The organism is Pseudomonas fulva NBRC 16637 = DSM 17717 (assembly GCF_000730565.1).
Lineage (GTDB): Bacteria > Pseudomonadota > Gammaproteobacteria > Pseudomonadales > Pseudomonadaceae > Aquipseudomonas > Aquipseudomonas fulva.
The window spans coordinates 114,000-130,361 of record NZ_BBIQ01000001.1 but is presented as its reverse complement, the minus strand read 5'-3'; the positions used below and the strand labels follow the sequence as shown (position 1 = coordinate 130,361).

Below are 16,362 nucleotides of genomic sequence, written 5' to 3'. Positions count from 1 at the left end.
TTACATGCACGCATTACAAGCCAAGATCCTCGACCCACGCCTGGGTACCGAATTCCCGTTGCCGCAGTACGCCACTCCGGGCTCCGCCGGCCTTGACCTGCGCGCGCTGCTCACGCAGGACACGGTGCTCGAACCCGGTCAGACGGTCCTGATTCCAACGGGCCTGTCCATCCATATCAGCGACCCGGGTCTTGCCGCACTCGTGCTGCCGCGCTCGGGCCTGGGCCACAAGCATGGCATCGTGCTGGGCAACCTGGTCGGGCTGATCGATTCGGACTACCAGGGCGAACTGATGGTGTCGTGCTGGAACCGCGGCACCACCGCCTTCACCATCGCTGTCGGTGAGCGTATCGCCCAGCTGGTGCTCGTGCCCGTGGTACAGGCGCAGTTCGAGATCGTCGAATCGTTCGATCAAAGCCAGCGCGGCGCCGGTGGCTTCGGTCACTCCGGCACCCGTTGAACCGCACATGAGCACATTCGCCATGGATGGCGAACTCCGGGCCGCAACCTTCGTCCAAGCGCTCTGCGTGCGCCTGCAACCGAGCGCTTCTGACTGATGGGGTTTTCCAGATGAACGACATGGCCCCGGCGGGCCGCGCCCACTTGCCGCCTGGTATTTTTCGCGCTTACGACATCCGCGGCATCGTCGGCAAGACGCTGCACGCTGATACCGCCTACTGGATAGGCCGCGCCGTCGGCGCACAGAGCCTGGCCATGGGCGAACCCCAGGTCAGCGTGGGCCGCGATGGTCGCCTGTCCGGCCCGCTGCTCGTCGAGCCGCTGATCCGCGGCCTGGTCGAAGCAGGCTGCCATGTGAACGACCTTGGTCTGGTACCCACGCCGGCGCTGTACTACGCCACTCACGAACTGGGCGGCAAATCGGGCGTGATGCTCACCGGTAGTCACAACCCCCCGGACTACAACGGCTTCAAGATCGTCATTGCAGGCGACACCCTGGCCAACGAGCAGATCCAGGCGCTGCTCGGCCGCTTGCAGGCCAATGACCTGACCCTGGGCACAGGGCACGTGCAGCAGGTAGCGATTCTGGAGCGCTATTTCCAGCGGATCGTCAGTGACGTGAAGCTGGCCAGAAGGCTCAAGGTGGTCGTGGACTGTGGCAACGGCGTCGCTGGCGTGATCGCCCCGCAACTGATCGAAGCGTTGGGTTGCGAGGTGATTGCGCTGTTCAGCGAAGTGGATGGCAACTTCCCGAACCATCACCCCGACCCCAGCAAGGCGCAGAACCTTCAGGTGCTGATCGACACGGTCAAGCGCACGGGTGCGGACCTCGGCCTGGCATTCGACGGCGACGCGGATCGCGTCGGCGTGGTGACCGAGGCCGGCAGCATCATCTACGCCGACCGCTTGCTGATGCTGTTCGCCCAGGATGTCCTGGCTCGTAACCCAGGCGCCGAAATCATCTTCGACGTCAAGTGCACCCGACGGCTCATCCCCCTGATCGAACGATTGGGCGGTCGTACCCTGATGTGGAAGACCGGTCATTCGTTGATGAAGAAGAAGATGCATCAGACCGGCGCCTTGCTCGCAGGCGAGATGAGCGGTCATCTCTTCATCAAGGAACGTTGGTACGGTTTCGACGACGGCATCTACAGCGCTACGCGCCTGTTGGAAATCCTCAGCAAGACCGAACAGAGTGCCGAAACCGTGTTCGCCGCTTTTCCTGATGATATTTCCACGCCGGAACTCAATATTGATGTGACCGATGAACGTAAATTCAGCATCATTGATGCACTGCAACGCGACGCCGATTGGGGTGACGCGCGCCTGACCACCATCGACGGTGTGCGGGTGGACTATGCACAGGGCTGGGGCCTGGTGCGTGCCTCCAACACCACACCGGTTCTGGTACTGCGCTTCGAGGCCGACAGCGACGCCGAGTTGCAGCGTATCAAGGATGTTTTCCGCACTCAGTTGCTGCGGGTAGAACCTGACCTGCAACTGCCGTTCTGACCGACTATCTGGCCTCACAGGAGCCCTGCATGACCCTCGATCGCGATGCCGCCACCCACGTAGCCGAAGTTCTGTCCGAAGCCTTGCCCTACATTCGCCGCTTCGTCGGCAAGACGCTGGTGATCAAGTACGGCGGCAACGCGATGGAAAGCGAGGAGCTCAAGACGGGCTTCGCCCGCGACATCGTGCTGATGAAGGCCGTGGGCATCAACCCGGTGGTAGTGCACGGGGGTGGCCCGCAGATCGGTGATCTGCTCAAGCGGCTTTCCATCGAAAGCCATTTCATCGACGGCATGCGCGTGACCGATTCGGCGACCATGGACGTTGTGGAAATGGTACTGGGCGGCCAGGTCAACAAGGACATCGTCAACCTTATCAACCGGCACGGTGGCAGCGCCATCGGCCTGACTGGCAAGGACGCGGAACTGATCCGTGCACGCAAGCTCACCGTCAGCCGCCAGACGCCGGAAATGACCACCGCCGAGATCATCGACATCGGCCATGTGGGTGAAGTGGTGAGCGTGAACACCGACCTGCTGAACATGCTGGTCAAGGGTGATTTCATCCCGGTGATCGCCCCCATCGGCGTCGGCATCAATGGCGAGTCCTACAACATCAATGCCGACCTGGTAGCAGGCAAGGTGGCCGAAGCGCTGCAGGCCGAGAAGCTGATGCTGCTGACCAACATCGCCGGGCTGATGGACAAGCAGGGCCAGGTCTTGACCGGTCTGACCACAGAGCAGGTCAACGAACTGATCGCCGACGGCACCATCTACGGTGGCATGCTTCCGAAGATCAAATGCGCCCTGGATGCGGTGCAAGGCGGCGTGAACAGCTCGCACATCATCGATGGCCGCGTGCCGAACGCGGTGCTGCTGGAAATCTTCACCGACAGCGGCGTGGGCACCTTGATCACCAACCACAAGTCGCTTTCCTGACCTGCCAGGCCTGTCGCCGCCAAGCCGGCGACAGGCCAGAACTGGCGGCACAAAAAAGGCGACCTCAAACCGAGGTCGCCTTTTTCGCTTTCAGACCCTGGGTCAGATCCCGTACTGCGCCCGGTAGGCCTCGACCGCAGGCAGGTGCTGCTTGAGTTGCGGGTCGTCAGCCAGGAACTCCAGCACCTGGGTCAGCGAGACGATGCTGACCACCGGTATGCCGAAGTCGCGCTCCACTTCCTGGATGGCCGACAGCTCGCCATTGCCACGCTCCTCGCGGTTCAACGCGATCAGCACGCCAGCGGCGTTGGCCTGCTGCGCCTTGATGATTTGCATGACTTCGCGAATGGCGGTACCGGCAGTGATCACGTCGTCGATGATCAGCACATCGCCTGCCAGAGGCGCACCGACCAGGCTGCCGCCCTCGCCGTGATCCTTGGCTTCCTTGCGGTTGAAGCACCAGGGCACATCTTGCCCATGCTGGTCAGCCAGCGCGACGGCAGTGGTCGCGGCCAGGGGAATACCCTTGTAGGCCGGGCCGAACAGCACGTCGAACGAGATCTTACTGTCGACGATGGCGGCGGCGTAGCAACGCCCCAGCTCGGCCAGTGCCGAACCTGTGTTGAACAGGCCAGCGTTGAAGAAGTACGGGCTGGTACGCCCGGACTTGAGAGTGAACTCACCGAAACGCAGGACCCCGCGATCGATGGCAAAACGGATGAAGTCGCGCTGATACGGCTGCATGGAAAGTCCCGGACACCACGGATTTAGCTAAATGGGTTGAGCTCGGGTATCATACACGCACGAGATTTATGGGGCCATTTATGCGGATCATCAGTGTGAACGTTAATGGCATTCAGGCTGCGGCCGAGCGTGGTTTGCTCAGCTGGCTACAAGCCCAGAATGCCGACGTCATCTGCCTTCAGGATACCCGCGCCTCGGCCTTTGAACTCGATGACCCAGCTTTCCAGCTCGATGGCTATTTCCTTTATGCCTGCGACGCGGAGGTGCCTGCCCAAGGTGGTGTGGCCCTTTATTCGCGCATGCAGCCCAAGGCAGTCATCACCGGCCTGGGCTTCGAGACAGCCGACCGTTACGGGCGTTACCTGCAAGCAGATTTCGACAAAGTCAGTATTGCCAGCCTGCTCCTGCCTTCGGGCATGAACGGGGATGAAGACTTGAACCAGAAATTCAAGTTGATGGACGACTTCGCCAAGTACCTGGACAAGCAGCGTCGCAAGCGCCGTGAGTACATCTACTGTGGGTCGTTCTATGTTGCCCAGCAGAAGCTCGACATCAAGAACTGGCGTGACAGCCAGCAGTCGCCGGGCTTCCTGCCGCCAGAGCGTGCCTGGATGGATGCCATCACCGGCGAGATGGGTTACGTGGATGCCCTGCGCGAAGTCAGCCGTGAGGGTGACCAGTACAGCTGGTGGCCGGACAACGAGCAGGCCGAAATGCTGAACCTGGGCTACCGGTTCGACTACCAGATCCTCACCCCAGGCCTGCGCCGCTTCGTGCGCAACGCGCGCTTGCCACGTCAGCCGCGCTTCTCCCAGCATGCGCCATTGATCGTCGACTACGACTGGACGCTGACTATCTGAACAACCAGTGGGGCTGCCTTGCAGCCCCACTTGGCTATTTGATCGGCCGCCAGATCATCGGGTAGCGGTAAGGCTTGCCTTCGTTGGCGCGTACCGCAGCGATGACGATCAGAATCATCACCGCCACTGACAGCACGGCAAACAGCACCAGCCCGATCACCACGAATATCAGCAGCAGGCAGATGAACCCTGCCACGGTCACGCTGATCTGGAAATTCAGCGCTTCCTTGCCCTGCGCATCGATGAACGGGTCCTGCTCGCGCTTGAGGTGCCACAGCACCAACGGCCCCAGCAGGTGCCCGAGCGGGATCACCAGGCCAAGGAGCGCGGAAAGGTGACAGAGCATCGCCCACTGCCTGACCTCGGCACTGGGCGGGATGATCGAAATATTCGGATCGGTCATGCCTGCACCCTCCTGATCAGGTTCAGTCTGCCAGCGCGGCTTGCTGCAGCTGGAAGATCTCGTCCATGCCCTTCTGCGCCAGGGCGAGCATGGCGTTGAAGTCTTCTGGCTGGAACGGCGCACCTTCTGCCGTACCCTGCACCTCGATGAAACCGCCAGCGCTGGTCATGACCACGTTCAGGTCGGTTTCGGCTGCCGAGTCCTCCAGGTAGTCCAGGTCGAGCACCGCTTCACCCTGATACATGCCCACCGACACGGCGGCGATCATGTGCTTGAGCGGGTTGCCCGCCTTCAGGCCACCACGCTTCTTGATCACGGCCAAGGCATCACAGACGGCAACCATGGCACCGGTGATGGAGGCTGTACGGGTGCCGCCATCGGCCTGGATGACATCGCAATCGATGTACAGCGTAATGTCACCGAGCTTGCTCATGTCCAGCGCTGCGCGCAGTGAGCGGCCGATCAGGCGCTGGATCTCCAGCGTGCGACCGCCTTGCTTGCCACGGCTGGCTTCGCGTTGGTTACGTTCGCCCGTCGAGCGCGGCAGCATGCCGTATTCGGCGGTCAACCAACCTTGGCCCTGGCCTTTGAGAAAGCGCGGCACGCCGTTTTCCACGCTGACCGTGCAGATGACTTTCGTGTCACCGAACTCGACCAGTACCGACCCTTCGGCGTGCTTGGTGTAGTTGCGGGTGATGCGGATCGAGCGGAGCTGATCGGCGGCGCGACCACTTGGACGTTTCATCTGGGATACCTGTACTGGGACATTGAATCTGGCAGGCATTATAGAGCCCGTAGCCTAGTGAGGACACGCCTATCGTCGCTGACGGTCGTGCGCGCCTGCATTTGCGACGGTCCTGTCCGTCGCTCAGGCGCACTGGCGCATTGGGTCGCAAGGCCCCAGTGCGCTACAATCCTGCGCCTCGCAGCCAGCAGGCTGCCATGTCCAATCTTTACGCGAGGTACCCCCATGGTGCACAGCATGACCGCGTTTGCGCGGGTCGAGCGCGCCGGCAGCCAAGGCACCCTGGTCTGGGAGCTGCGCTCGGTCAATCACCGTTACCTGGAGCCGCACCTGCGCCTGCCCGATGCCCTGCGCGACCTTGAAGGTGGCGTGCGCGAAGGCCTGCGCCAAGGCCTTTCCCGAGGCAAGGTGGAATGCACCCTGCGCCTGAACGAGGACAGCAGCGGCAAGCCGTTGCAGGTCGACCGCGAGCGCGCTGCGCAGCTAGTGGCCGCCGCCGAGCAAGTGGCAGCGCTGATCCAGCAGCCGGCGCCGCTCAACCCGTTGGAAGTGCTGTCCTGGCCGGGCGTACTGGTCGCTGACGCCAGCGACCCACAGGCACTCAATGCCCAAGCCATGGCGCTGTTCAACGACGCGCTTGCCGAACTCAAGGCCGGGCGTCAGCGCGAAGGCCAGGAATTGGCCCGTCTGATCAACGAGCGCCTGGACAGCATGGCCGAAGAGGTCACGACGCTGCGAGCGCTGGTGCCACAGATGCTGGCCGCGCAACGCCAGAAGATCCTGGATCGCTTCAACGACCTTCAGGCCGAAATCGACCCGCAGCGCCTGGAGCAGGAAATGGTCCTGCTGGCCCAGAAGAGCGACGTGGCTGAGGAGCTTGATCGCCTCGACACCCATGTCGCCGAAGTACGGCGCGTACTCAAGGGTGCAGGTGCCGCCGGGCGCCGCCTGGATTTCCTGATGCAAGAGCTCAATCGCGAAGCCAACACGCTCGGTTCCAAAGCCTTCGATCCCCGCAGCACGCAGGCGGCGGTCAACCTGAAGGTCCTGATCGAACAGATGCGTGAACAAGTACAGAACATCGAGTAAGGCCACACCGACCATGAACCACACCAGCGGCACCCTCTATATCGTTTCCGCTCCGTCCGGCGCCGGCAAGACCAGCCTGGTCAACGCCCTGACCCAGGACGACAAGCAGATTCGTGTTTCCGTCTCGCACACCACCCGGGCCATGCGTCCTGGCGAGCAGCATGGTGTGAACTACCACTTCGTCGAGCATGACGCGTTCAGGGCACTGATCGAACAGGGCGATTTTCTGGAGCATGCCGAGGTGTTCGGCAACTTCTATGGCACCTCTCGCAGTGCATTGCAGCAGACGCTGGACCAAGGCTTCGACCTGATCCTGGAAATCGACTGGCAAGGCGCGCAGCAGGTACGCAAGCTGATGCCACAGGCGTTGTCGGTCTTCATCCTGCCGCCAAGCCAGGCCGCATTGCGCGAGCGCCTCGATGGCCGCGGCCAGGACAGCGACGCGATCATCGCCGGGCGCATGAAAGAGGCCGTCAGCGAGATGGTGCATTACGACGAGTACGACTACGTGATCATCAACGATGTTTTCGATACGGCACTGGCGGACTTGAAAGCCGTGTTCCGCGCCAATCGCCTGCTCCTGAAGAAGCAGCAACACCGCCATGGGGCGCTGCTCGAGCAGTTGATCGGCTGACGCGCGCGGGCCTTCCGGAAGGCCCTCGCGCAATCTTCTGCACGTCGCAGGTAGTGGCCCTGGTCAGTCCCGCAACGGCAAGGTAGCGTGCTGACGCAGCGTGGCTCCCAGGAAGTAGGCGGGGGCTCGCAGCCGGGACATCAGCATCAGCACGATCCCCAGGACGGAAATAATCCCCGCGATCACGAAGACCAGCCCGACCCCGCCGACGTGCGAGCCACTGCCGAAGTCCGGCGAGGCGCTGTCGATGGCTGTGCGCACGAAGATCACCGACAGGATGACACCGCCCACCAAAGGGCATAGCCCGCGCATGAGCAAATGCCGAAGGCTGCCGAACAGGCTGCTGCGGAAATACCAGACGCAGGCGAACGCCGTGAGTGAGTAATAGAAGCAGATCATCATGCCCAGGGCGGTGATGGTGTCGGCCAGTACGTTTTCGCTGAGCGTGCGCATGGTGACGTAGAACAGCCCGGCGGCCACCCCGGCGCATACCGTGGCGTAACGCGGCGTCTGCGAGCGCGGGCAGACCTTGGCAAACTTCTGCGGTACCGCCCCGTAATAGCCCATGGCAAGCAAGGTGCGCGCAGGCGAAACGAAGGTCGATTGCAGGGAAGCAGCGGTGCTGGCCAGTACCGCGATGGACATCAGGATCGCCAGCGGCCCCATGACCGGGCCGGCCAGATGGGCGAACACGTTTTCCTGGATGCGCGGGTTGTTCAGGCCCAGCCCCGACTCGCTGATGCCGGCGAACTGCAACGTGGCAATGGCCGTCAGCAAGTACAGCCCCAGAATCAACAACACGGTCCAGGTGGCCGCCTTGCCCGGAACCTCTTCGCTGCCTACCGATTCTTCACTGACGGTCAGGCATACGTCCCAGCCCCAGAAAATGAAGATCGACAACGACAGCCCGGCGGCGAACGCCGAGAAGGATTCGACCCCGAACGGGTTGAACCAGGCGAAATCGAATGCCAGGGGCGGTGGCGCCGTCGTTTCGCCGAATGCTGCGAAGGCGAAACCAACCAGTACCAGCAGTTGCAACGCCACCAGACCGTACTGCACGGTCATGGTCGTGGTCATGCCCCGGCAACAGATCCACACGGCCAAGGCGATGAACACGCAACAGGTCACGATATTGATCAGCAAGTTGTCGGCAAGCGCCGCCAGTCCAGGGTTGCCTGTGATCTGGCCGAGGAACAGGTAGAAAAAGTCCACTGCCACACCGGCCAGGTTCGACAGCACGATGGTGGTCGCCACCACCAGCCCCCAACCGCCGATCCATCCAATCATCGGGCCGAAGGCTCGCGCCGACCAGGTGAACGACGTACCGCTGTCCGGCTCGGCCGAATTCAGCTCGCGATAGCCCAGGGCGACCAGCAGCATGGGCAGGAACCCGACGATGAACACCGCCGGCAGGTGAGCGCCGACCTCGCGCACGGTCGGGCCCAAGGCGCCGGTAAGGGTGTAGACCGGGGCGATGGTGGAGATGCCCAGCACCACGCTGGCCAACAGCCCTAACCGGCCTTTGGCCAGGCCCTTGCCACCCTGTTGGATGCTTTCGCCAGCCGCCACATCGGGTGGGCGGCCGGCTTCTGTGTAATCGCTCATGAATATCAGCCGTAGTGTTGGAATTGTTTTTAACAAGCCTCTCGCCAAGGCCTGCCCACTCAGAGCCCGCTGCAAAACCTTCCCCTGGCTTCATGCAGGCGCCTTGGCGCTACACGGTGTGCAGGTACCAGTTGTATTCGAGGTCGGAAATCGACACCTCGAATTCGGCCAGCTCGCTGTCCTTGCAGGCCACGAAGATATCGATGTAATGCGCACTGATGTACCGCTTGAGCACTTCGCTGTCTTCCAGCGCGCGCAGCGCGTCGCGCAGGTTGTTCGCAAGGCTCTGTTCCAGTTGCTCGAAGGCATTGCCTTCAATGGGCGCCTGCGGCTCGATCTGATGGGTCAGGCCATGGTGAACGCCAGCAAGAATCACCGCAAGCGTCAGGTAAGGGTTGGCGTCTGCACCTGCCACGCGATGTTCCAGGCGGGCGCTGTGGCTGTTTTCTGTGGGCACACGCAGGGCCACGGTACGGTTATCCAAGCCCCAGCCTGGGGCGTTTGGTACATTGAACTGGGCGCCGAACCTGCGATACGAATTGATGTTCGGGCACAGGAAGGCCATCGACGCGGGAAGTGTCTCCAGTACACCGCCGATGGCATGGCGCAGCGCTTCGCACCTGAGCGGTTCGTCGCTTGCAAAGAGGTTCTTGCCGCTGTGTTTTTCTACAAGCGACAGGTGAACATGCAGACCATTGCCCGCCTGATCGGGATAGGGCTTGGCCATGAATGTCGTGTCCATTTCATGGTCGTAGGCAACGTTCTTGATCAGGCGCTTGAGCAGGATCGCTTGATCACAGGCTTTCAGAGGGTCGGCCACGTGATGCAGATTGACCTTGAACTGCGCAGGCGCGCTTTCCTTGACGATGGCATCGACAGGCAAGCCTTGGGCCTTTGCCGCTTGGAGGATGTCCTGCAAACAGTCGGCGTACTCGTCCAGGTCGTCGATGAAGTAGGCCTGGGTCGAATGCGCACGCTTTCCGGACAACGGCGAGCGCGGCGGCTGCGGTCGCCCATTGAGGTTGTCCTGATCGATCAGGTAAAACTCGAGCGCCAATGCAACGCGCAGGGTCAGGCCAAGCGCTTCGAACCGGCCCACGACCTGACGCAAGACTTCGCGCGGATCGGCGAAGAACGGCTGGCCGTCCAGTTCGTGCATGGTCATGAGCAACTGGGCGGTGGGGCGCTTCTGCCAAGGTTCATGCGCAAGCGTACCGGCAATGGGGTGGCAGATGCGATCGGCATCGCCCATGTCCAGGCCCAGTCCAGTGCTTTCCACGGTAGCGCCGTTGATGTCGAGCGCAAACAGCGATGCTGGCAGATTGATACCTCGCTCATACACCTTGTGCAAGCTCGCCCGCTCGATGCGCTTGCCACGCACGACTCCATTCATATCGGCAATCAGCAAGTCGACGTATTGGGTGTCGGGGTGTGCCTGCAGGAAGTCATTCATCTCGCGTGAGAAGCGGGCGCACGGGGCTAGCGACGTCATGGCTGTACATCCTTTGCTTGGCTGCGGCGATGTGGAGAGACGGCTGGCGCCTGGTAGGCGACGATGGTTGCAGCTGTTGTTGTTTTCACTTTCCCATCGTGGGGATCGGTAACCGCAGCGGGCGCATTGATTCCCGGGGGTCGTTTCACTATAAAATGGCCCTGACGCAACAGACATTGGCAATTCGGCAACGAGAGCGTGCACCGATGCAATATCAAATTACCCATGCCGACCTTTCGCTGGTCCTGGCGTTGGAACGCGGGCGCTCTCTGGCCAAGGCGGCCGAGTTGCTCAAGGTGGACGTGTCGACCGTTTTCCGGTCGATACGTCGCCTGGAATCAGCGCTGGGCACGGCCCTGTTCGTCAAGAGCCGCAAAGGCTACTTGCCCACCGACACTGCACAGGCCCTGGCCGAGCAGGCCGAGCGCGCAGAACAGGCACTCGAGGCGGCGCGCATTGCCATGACCAGCGGTGAACAGGTCGTCAGTGGTACCGTGCGGCTGACCTGCACGGAGGCCGTCATGCACAGCCTGCTGCTGCCTGCACTGGCCGACTTCATGCAGAATTACCCCGCGCTGTCGCTGGAGATGGGCACCTCCAATGTGTTCGCCAACCTCAGCCGGCGAGACGCAGACATCGCCCTGCGCCTGACCAACACGCCGCCCGAGCACCTGGTGGGGCGCAACCTGGGTTCGACTTCCTATGTGATATGCGGCCAACCCCATTGGCGCGACCGCCTCGGTGAAAGCGCCAGCGCGGTGCCATGGATCGCGCCGGATGACGCCATGCAGGACCATCCGACGGTGGTCTGGCGCAACCAGCAACACCCTGGCCTGAGCCCGCGCTACCAGTGCAGCGGTATGTCCACCATTGCCCAACTGGTCACCGCTGGCCTGGGCGTGGCAGCGCTGCCGGACTACATGGTGCATAGCCTGCCAGGGGTCGATGCACTCAGCGGGCCGTTGCCGGGTTGCGACACCCAGTTGTGGCTCTTGACCCGACCGGACTGCCGCGCGCTGCGCTCGGTGCAGACCCTCTTCGAGGAGCTCACCCCACGGTTGCGTGACGCAATGCTCTGAGGTTATTGTCAGGGCCATTGCAAGGCGTCTATGGCGGTCCTTGCACTGCGTTCCAGCAGTATGATCAGGCCTGGCAAACGCGGACATGCATCGAAGTACCTGAATGATTCGCACCGCACCGCACGGCGACGCTCGACAAAACAGCGCTTCCCTATTGGCTGGTGAATTTTTATACTATCGAGTCCGCCTGCCCACTAATGGGCTGCACGCCTACCGCATTTGCTACTGAGGAAGACCATGGCCCGCGTAACTGTTGAAGACTGCCTGGAACACGTGGATAACCGTTTTGAGCTGGTCATGCTCTCGACCAAGCGCGCTCGCCAGCTGGCGACCGGCGGTAAAGAGCCACGCGTTGCATGGGAAAACGACAAGCCTACCGTCGTCGCCCTGCGCGAAATCGCCGAAGGCATCGTGACCAACGAATTCATCGCCGCTGAAGAAATTGTCACCGAGGATCCGGTCTTTGCCGCGTTCGAGGACGAGTCGAACGAGGCTGTCTGATTGATGCCCGGTCGACGTCGCGAGGCGCAAGGCCCCCTATCTCGGCAGGAGGCTAAGCCATGCCGGGTATAGAGGCCTTGGCCGAACGGCTGTCGACTTACCTAGGCCCCGAACAGGTCAACCTGGTACGGCGCGCCTACTTCTACGCCGAACAGGCGCACGATGGGCAACGTCGTCGCAGCGGTGAGCCCTACGTGACGCACCCGCTGGCCGTGGCCAGCATCCTTGCCGACATGCACATGGACCATCAAAGCCTGATGGCGGCCATGCTCCATGACGTGATCGAAGACACTGGTATTGCCAAGGAAGCCCTCAGCCAGCAATTTGGCGAGACGGTTGCCGAGCTGGTGGACGGGGTCAGCAAGCTGACCCAGATGAACTTCGAAACCAAGGCCGAGGCGCAAGCCGAGAACTTCCAGAAGATGGCCATGGCCATGGCACGCGACATTCGCGTGATCCTGGTCAAGCTGGCCGACCGCCTGCACAACATGCGCACCCTGGAAGTGCTGTCCGGCGAGAAACGGCGCCGGATCGCCAAGGAAACCCTCGAGATCTACGCACCCATCGCCAACCGCCTGGGGATGCACACGGTACGCGTCGAGTTCGAAGACCTTGGCTTCAAGGCCATGCACCCGATGCGCTCGTCGCTGATCCATCGCGCCGTCAAGAGTGCACGGGGCAACCGCAAGGAAATCGTCGCCAAGATCGAGCAGTCGCTGGCCAACTGCCTGGCTGCCGACGGTATCGAAGGCGAGATCAGTGGTCGACAAAAACACCTCTATGGCATCTACAAGAAGATGCGCGGCAAGCGTCGCGCCTTCAACGAGATCATGGACGTGTATGCCTTCCGCATCATCGTCGACAAGGTCGATACCTGCTACCGCGTCCTCGGTGCCGTACACAACCTGTACAAGCCGCTGCCAGGGCGGTTCAAGGACTACATCGCCATTCCCAAGGCCAACGGCTACCAGTCGTTGCACACCACCTTGTTCGGCATGCACGGCGTGCCCATCGAAATCCAGATCCGTACGCGCGAAATGGAAGAGATGGCCAACAACGGTATCGCTGCGCACTGGCTGTACAAGGCCAATGGGGATGAGCAGCCCAAGGGCAACCATGCCCGTGCCAGGCAGTGGGTCAAAGGCATACTTGAATTGCAGCAGCGTGCAGGCAACTCGCTGGAGTTCATCGAGAGCGTCAAGATCGACCTGTTCCCGGACGAGGTTTACGTTTTCACGCCCAAAGGCCGCATCATGGAGCTGCCCAAGGGCTCCACTGCCGTGGACTTCGCCTACGCGGTGCACACCGACGTCGGCAACAGCTGCATCGCTTGCCGTATCAACCGGCGCCTGGCACCGCTCTCCGAGCCGTTGCAGAGTGGCTCGACGGTAGAGATCGTCAGCGCACCAGGGGCCCGACCCAATCCGGCCTGGCTCAATTTCGTGGTCACCGGCAAAGCGCGCACACATATTCGCCATGCGCTCAAGCAGCAGCGCCGCTCCGAATCCATCAGCCTGGGCGAGCGGCTGCTCAACAAGGTGCTGACCGGTTTCGACAGCGCGCTGGAACAGATTCCGCGCGAGCGCGTGCAGGCCATCCTCAGCGAATACCGCCTGGAGTTGATCGAAGACCTGCTCGAAGACATCGGGCTGGGCAACCGCATGGCCTACGTGGTCGCTCGCCGCCTGCTGTCTGCAGAAGGCGAGCAACTGCCGGCCCCTGAAGGCCCGCTGGCGATTCGCGGCACCGAAGGCCTGGTGCTCAGCTATGCCAAGTGTTGTACGCCGATTCCGGGCGACCCGATCGTGGGCCACCTTTCGGCGGGCAAGGGTATGGTCGTGCACCTTGAGAACTGCCGAAACATCAGTGAAATTCGTCACAATCCCGAGAAATGCGTCCAGCTTTCCTGGGCCAAGGACATCACTGGCGAATTCAACGTCGAATTGCGCGTAGAGCTGGAGCACCAGCGCGGCCTGATCGCCTTGCTGGCCAGCAGCGTCAACGCGGCCGATGGCAACATCGAGAAGATCAGCATGGACGAACGCGACGGCCGTATCAGCGTGGTCCAACTGGTGGTCAGCGTGCACGACCGCGTGCACCTGGCGCGTGTGATCAAGAAGCTGCGTACCCTGACTGGTGTAGTTCGCATCACCCGCATGCGTACGTAGTCCGCCAACCGCAAGGAGTCATCATGAGCAAGACCGTCATCAACAGCGACAAGGCCCCTGCCGCCATCGGCACCTACTCGCAGGCGATCAAGGCCGGTAACACCGTGTACATGTCTGGCCAGATCCCGCTGGACCCCAAGACCATGGAACTGGTCGAAGGCTTCGAGGCCCAGACCGTCCAGGTGTTCGAGAACCTCAAGGCTGTGGCCGAAGCAGCAGGCGGTTCGTTCAAGGACATCGTCAAGCTGAACATCTTCCTGACCGACTTGAGCCATTTCGCCAAGGTCAACGAGGTAATGGGTCGCTACTTCGAGCAGCCTTATCCCGCTCGCGCCGCCATTGGCGTAGCCGCGCTGCCAAAAGGCGCGCAGGTCGAGATGGACGCCATCCTCGTCATCGAGTGATGCCCCAGGCGGCGAGCATTGCCCTCGCCGCCCTCTCTCTCCTGAAAGGTTCCCGTCATGCGCATAGCTTTGCCTCTCACGCTGGCAGCCCTGGTTCTGGGCGGCTGCGCCAGCCACAAACCTGAAGACTTCAACGGCACCTGGATCAATCAGGACGCCATCACTGCGGCCGTCAAGCAAGGCAACCTTCGCCAGGCCCTGAACGAGCATGGCCCGGTGTTCGAGTGGAAGCTCGATGTTGCCACCCAGCGCGCCAGCTACAGCAATGGGTTCGAGGCCTCGGACGGTCAGCTCAGCGCCAATGACAAGCAGTGGCTGGCCACCTTCGAAGGCGGTGCCACCGAGCAATTGTCGCTGGACGGCGACGAACTGCAAACGGTCGACCAGCAGGGCGCCAAACAGCGCTTCGAGCGCGCCAAGACGCCCAGTGGCAACAATGCGCCATTGGGAAGCAGCTTCGAGCAGGCGCTGTATCAGGCCTGGCTCGGCGGCGCCTGGACGATCATGGAGGGCCCAGGCAAGGGTGCCAACGTGACGTTCAGCGACAGCGGCAACGTCACCGGCCTACCTGGTCCGGATCGCTTTGCCCTGTGCCTGGCCGGTGATTGCGCAACGATGGGCGGCAGCAATGACAGCCTATGGCTGGAGCGCAACCAGCGCGGGGCGCCATTCATCATCAAGCGCAATGGCAACCAGCTGGAAATCTTCCAGGCGGTAAACCGCGCCCAGCCGGATGAAATGCCGATGCTGGCCGCCGGCAAGCGTCAGTGGCTCCTGCAACACAACTGACCCTACCCGTCCAGTCAGCGCTCAGGTAGCACGCAGGCTACCTGAGCGTCAGCCAGGCGATCACTGCCCAAGGATTGCCCCGTAGCCTTCCTTGTAGCTGGGGTACTGCGGCGACCAGCCTAGCCCCCGTGCGCGGGCGTTGCTGCAGCGCTTGCTGCCCGTGCGACGCACTCGCTCCTCATCGGACCACTGCGTGACCCCCAACTGATGACGCAGCCAAGTTACGACGTCGGCCAGTGGCGCCGGGCTGTCGTCCACGCCGATGTAGCAATCGTCCAGCGCCTTGCCTTCGCTGTCGCATTGCAGCAGGAATGCCAGCAGACTGGCAGCATCGTCTACATGAATGCGGTTGCCATACAAAGGCGGTTGCTCGGCGACGCGATAACCCTGACGCACCTGACGCAACAGCCACTCGCGGCCTGGGCCATAGATGCCGGTCAGGCGAACCACGCTGGCTGGGACAGCACCGGATAACGCCAGCCTTTCAGCCTCGAGCATGATGCGCCCCGAGTAGCCGTCAGGTTCGGTGGCCGATTGCTCATCAACCCACTCGCCCCCCTTTTGCCCAAATACGCTGCTGCTGGATACGAACAAAAGGCGTCGTGGTCGTTGCCCTCGCTCGGCCAGCCAGCGCTGCACATGACGCAACCCCTGGACATACGCCGCCTCATAACCTGCCTCGTCATGCTGGCTGGCAGCCACGCAATACACCAGGTAGTCAGGTGCCTGCTCAGGCCAGGCGGCTGGAATGGTCGGGTCCGACAGATCAGCCGCGATCGGCACTACACCTTCAGGCAACTGCGCCACCGAACGGCGCAAACCGCTGACCTGCCAACCACGCGCTAGCATTTGTCGCGCGAGGCGACTACCGACGTCACCACATCCTACGATCAACACACTCAAGTCAGACATCTGAAGCCCTCTAGGGCCGATTACTCAG

Annotated in this window: 17 protein-coding genes; 11 read left to right on the top strand and 6 right to left on the bottom strand. The window is 62.0% G+C overall.

The annotated features are described in order from the left end of the window. The first annotated feature begins 4 nt into the window (after positions 1–4). From dut to argB, 3 genes are all read left to right on the top strand, one after another. Complete coding sequence (dut, locus tag PFU01S_RS00600; protein WP_027913372.1) at positions 5–460, top strand: dUTP diphosphatase; 456 nt, start codon at positions 5–7, stop codon at positions 458–460. Between the two features lie 110 nt (positions 461–570). Further along, positions 571–1,971 (top strand): phosphomannomutase/phosphoglucomutase, encoded by a 1,401-nt coding sequence (locus tag PFU01S_RS00595; RefSeq protein ID WP_028686776.1) that lies wholly within the window; start codon positions 571–573, stop codon positions 1,969–1,971. 29 nt (positions 1,972–2,000) lie between these two features. After that, a complete protein-coding gene (gene argB, locus PFU01S_RS00590; protein WP_023532327.1) occupies positions 2,001–2,909 on the top strand; it encodes an acetylglutamate kinase in 909 nt (302 codons plus the stop codon). A 102-nt stretch (positions 2,910–3,011) separates the two neighbouring features. On the opposite strand, the gene pyrE is transcribed toward argB, so the two are convergent. Next, positions 3,012–3,653 carry an orotate phosphoribosyltransferase gene (gene pyrE, locus PFU01S_RS00585; RefSeq protein ID WP_027913370.1) on the bottom strand — a complete coding sequence of 214 codons (642 nt, stop codon included), beginning with the start codon at positions 3,651–3,653 and terminating at the stop codon, positions 3,012–3,014. 80 nt (positions 3,654–3,733) lie between these two features. On the opposite strand from pyrE, the gene crc reads away from it, so the two are divergent. Further along, the gene (gene crc / locus PFU01S_RS00580; RefSeq protein ID WP_023532406.1) at positions 3,734–4,513 is read left to right on the top strand and encodes a catabolite repression control protein Crc; all 780 of its coding nucleotides are present in this window, start codon (positions 3,734–3,736) and stop codon (positions 4,511–4,513) included. 34 nt (positions 4,514–4,547) lie between these two features. Here the strand turns inward: crc and PFU01S_RS00575 are convergent, their stop codons facing one another. Further along, positions 4,548–4,916, bottom strand: coding sequence for a DUF4870 domain-containing protein (locus tag PFU01S_RS00575; protein ID WP_028686777.1), 369 nt, complete (start codon positions 4,914–4,916; stop codon positions 4,548–4,550). A 22-nt stretch (positions 4,917–4,938) separates the two neighbouring features. Further along, the gene (rph, locus tag PFU01S_RS00570; RefSeq protein WP_023532860.1) at positions 4,939–5,661 is read right to left on the bottom strand and encodes a ribonuclease PH; all 723 of its coding nucleotides are present in this window, start codon (positions 5,659–5,661) and stop codon (positions 4,939–4,941) included. A gap of 225 nt (positions 5,662–5,886) precedes the next feature. Here rph and PFU01S_RS00565 point away from each other — a divergent pair, with 225 nt between their 5' ends. Beyond that, positions 5,887–6,750 (top strand): YicC/YloC family endoribonuclease, encoded by an 864-nt coding sequence (locus tag PFU01S_RS00565; protein WP_027913369.1) that lies wholly within the window; start codon positions 5,887–5,889, stop codon positions 6,748–6,750. A 13-nt stretch (positions 6,751–6,763) separates the two neighbouring features. Continuing rightward, positions 6,764–7,384 (top strand): guanylate kinase, encoded by a 621-nt coding sequence (gene gmk / locus PFU01S_RS00560; RefSeq protein ID WP_027913368.1) that lies wholly within the window; start codon positions 6,764–6,766, stop codon positions 7,382–7,384. Positions 7,385–7,447: 63 nt separating this feature from the next. On the opposite strand, the gene PFU01S_RS00555 is transcribed toward gmk, so the two are convergent. Together PFU01S_RS00555 and PFU01S_RS00550 are read right to left on the bottom strand one after the other, a co-directional pair. After that, positions 7,448–8,989 (bottom strand): APC family permease, encoded by a 1,542-nt coding sequence (locus tag PFU01S_RS00555; RefSeq protein WP_027913367.1) that lies wholly within the window; start codon positions 8,987–8,989, stop codon positions 7,448–7,450. 109 nt (positions 8,990–9,098) lie between these two features. Then, positions 9,099–10,481 (bottom strand): glutamine synthetase family protein, encoded by a 1,383-nt coding sequence (locus PFU01S_RS00550; protein ID WP_027913366.1) that lies wholly within the window; start codon positions 10,479–10,481, stop codon positions 9,099–9,101. Between the two features lie 206 nt (positions 10,482–10,687). On the opposite strand from PFU01S_RS00550, the gene PFU01S_RS00545 reads away from it, so the two are divergent. The 5 genes from PFU01S_RS00545 (at position 10,688) to PFU01S_RS00525 (ending at position 15,422) form a co-directional block, all read left to right on the top strand. Continuing rightward, positions 10,688–11,560: a LysR family transcriptional regulator gene (locus tag PFU01S_RS00545; protein ID WP_027913365.1), complete on the top strand. Its 873-nt coding sequence runs from the start codon at positions 10,688–10,690 to the stop codon at positions 11,558–11,560. 237 nt (positions 11,561–11,797) lie between these two features. Beyond that, the gene (rpoZ, locus tag PFU01S_RS00540; protein ID WP_012312123.1) at positions 11,798–12,061 is read left to right on the top strand and encodes a DNA-directed RNA polymerase subunit omega; all 264 of its coding nucleotides are present in this window, start codon (positions 11,798–11,800) and stop codon (positions 12,059–12,061) included. 59 nt (positions 12,062–12,120) lie between these two features. After that, positions 12,121–14,229 (top strand): bifunctional GTP diphosphokinase/guanosine-3',5'-bis pyrophosphate 3'-pyrophosphohydrolase, encoded by a 2,109-nt coding sequence (gene spoT, locus PFU01S_RS00535; RefSeq protein ID WP_027913364.1) that lies wholly within the window; start codon positions 12,121–12,123, stop codon positions 14,227–14,229. A gap of 23 nt (positions 14,230–14,252) precedes the next feature. Further along, positions 14,253–14,633: a RidA family protein gene (locus PFU01S_RS00530; protein WP_009684531.1), complete on the top strand. Its 381-nt coding sequence runs from the start codon at positions 14,253–14,255 to the stop codon at positions 14,631–14,633. Between the two features lie 57 nt (positions 14,634–14,690). After that, entirely contained in the window at positions 14,691–15,422 is a 732-nt protein-coding gene (locus PFU01S_RS00525; protein WP_027913363.1) for a hypothetical protein, read from the top strand. Between the two features lie 60 nt (positions 15,423–15,482). Here the strand turns inward: PFU01S_RS00525 and PFU01S_RS00520 are convergent, their stop codons facing one another. Continuing rightward, a complete protein-coding gene (locus PFU01S_RS00520) occupies positions 15,483–16,334 on the bottom strand; it encodes an SDR family oxidoreductase (RefSeq protein ID WP_027913362.1) in 852 nt (283 codons plus the stop codon). Between the last annotated feature and the right edge of the window lie 28 nt (positions 16,335–16,362).

Excerpts from the sequence above, each read along its gene's own strand:
- dut (WP_027913372.1), top strand. The coding sequence starts at position 5 with ATGCACGCATTACAAGCCAAGATCCTCGACCCACGCCTGGGTACCGAA.
- PFU01S_RS00595 (WP_028686776.1), top strand. The coding sequence starts at position 571 with ATGAACGACATGGCCCCGGCGGGCCGCGCCCACTTGCCGCCTGGTATT.
- argB (WP_023532327.1), top strand. The coding sequence starts at position 2,001 with ATGACCCTCGATCGCGATGCCGCCACCCACGTAGCCGAAGTTCTGTCC.
- pyrE (WP_027913370.1), bottom strand. The coding sequence starts at position 3,653 with ATGCAGCCGTATCAGCGCGACTTCATCCGTTTTGCCATCGATCGCGGG.
- crc (WP_023532406.1), top strand. The coding sequence starts at position 3,734 with ATGCGGATCATCAGTGTGAACGTTAATGGCATTCAGGCTGCGGCCGAG.
- PFU01S_RS00575 (WP_028686777.1), bottom strand. The coding sequence starts at position 4,916 with ATGACCGATCCGAATATTTCGATCATCCCGCCCAGTGCCGAGGTCAGG.
- rph (WP_023532860.1), bottom strand. The coding sequence starts at position 5,661 with ATGAAACGTCCAAGTGGTCGCGCCGCCGATCAGCTCCGCTCGATCCGC.
- PFU01S_RS00565 (WP_027913369.1), top strand. The coding sequence starts at position 5,887 with ATGGTGCACAGCATGACCGCGTTTGCGCGGGTCGAGCGCGCCGGCAGC.
- gmk (WP_027913368.1), top strand. The coding sequence starts at position 6,764 with ATGAACCACACCAGCGGCACCCTCTATATCGTTTCCGCTCCGTCCGGC.
- PFU01S_RS00555 (WP_027913367.1), bottom strand. The coding sequence starts at position 8,989 with ATGAGCGATTACACAGAAGCCGGCCGCCCACCCGATGTGGCGGCTGGC.
- PFU01S_RS00550 (WP_027913366.1), bottom strand. The coding sequence starts at position 10,481 with ATGACGTCGCTAGCCCCGTGCGCCCGCTTCTCACGCGAGATGAATGAC.
- PFU01S_RS00545 (WP_027913365.1), top strand. The coding sequence starts at position 10,688 with ATGCAATATCAAATTACCCATGCCGACCTTTCGCTGGTCCTGGCGTTG.
- rpoZ (WP_012312123.1), top strand. The coding sequence starts at position 11,798 with ATGGCCCGCGTAACTGTTGAAGACTGCCTGGAACACGTGGATAACCGT.
- spoT (WP_027913364.1), top strand. The coding sequence starts at position 12,121 with ATGCCGGGTATAGAGGCCTTGGCCGAACGGCTGTCGACTTACCTAGGC.
- PFU01S_RS00530 (WP_009684531.1), top strand. The coding sequence starts at position 14,253 with ATGAGCAAGACCGTCATCAACAGCGACAAGGCCCCTGCCGCCATCGGC.
- PFU01S_RS00525 (WP_027913363.1), top strand. The coding sequence starts at position 14,691 with ATGCGCATAGCTTTGCCTCTCACGCTGGCAGCCCTGGTTCTGGGCGGC.
- PFU01S_RS00520 (WP_027913362.1), bottom strand. The coding sequence starts at position 16,334 with ATGTCTGACTTGAGTGTGTTGATCGTAGGATGTGGTGACGTCGGTAGT.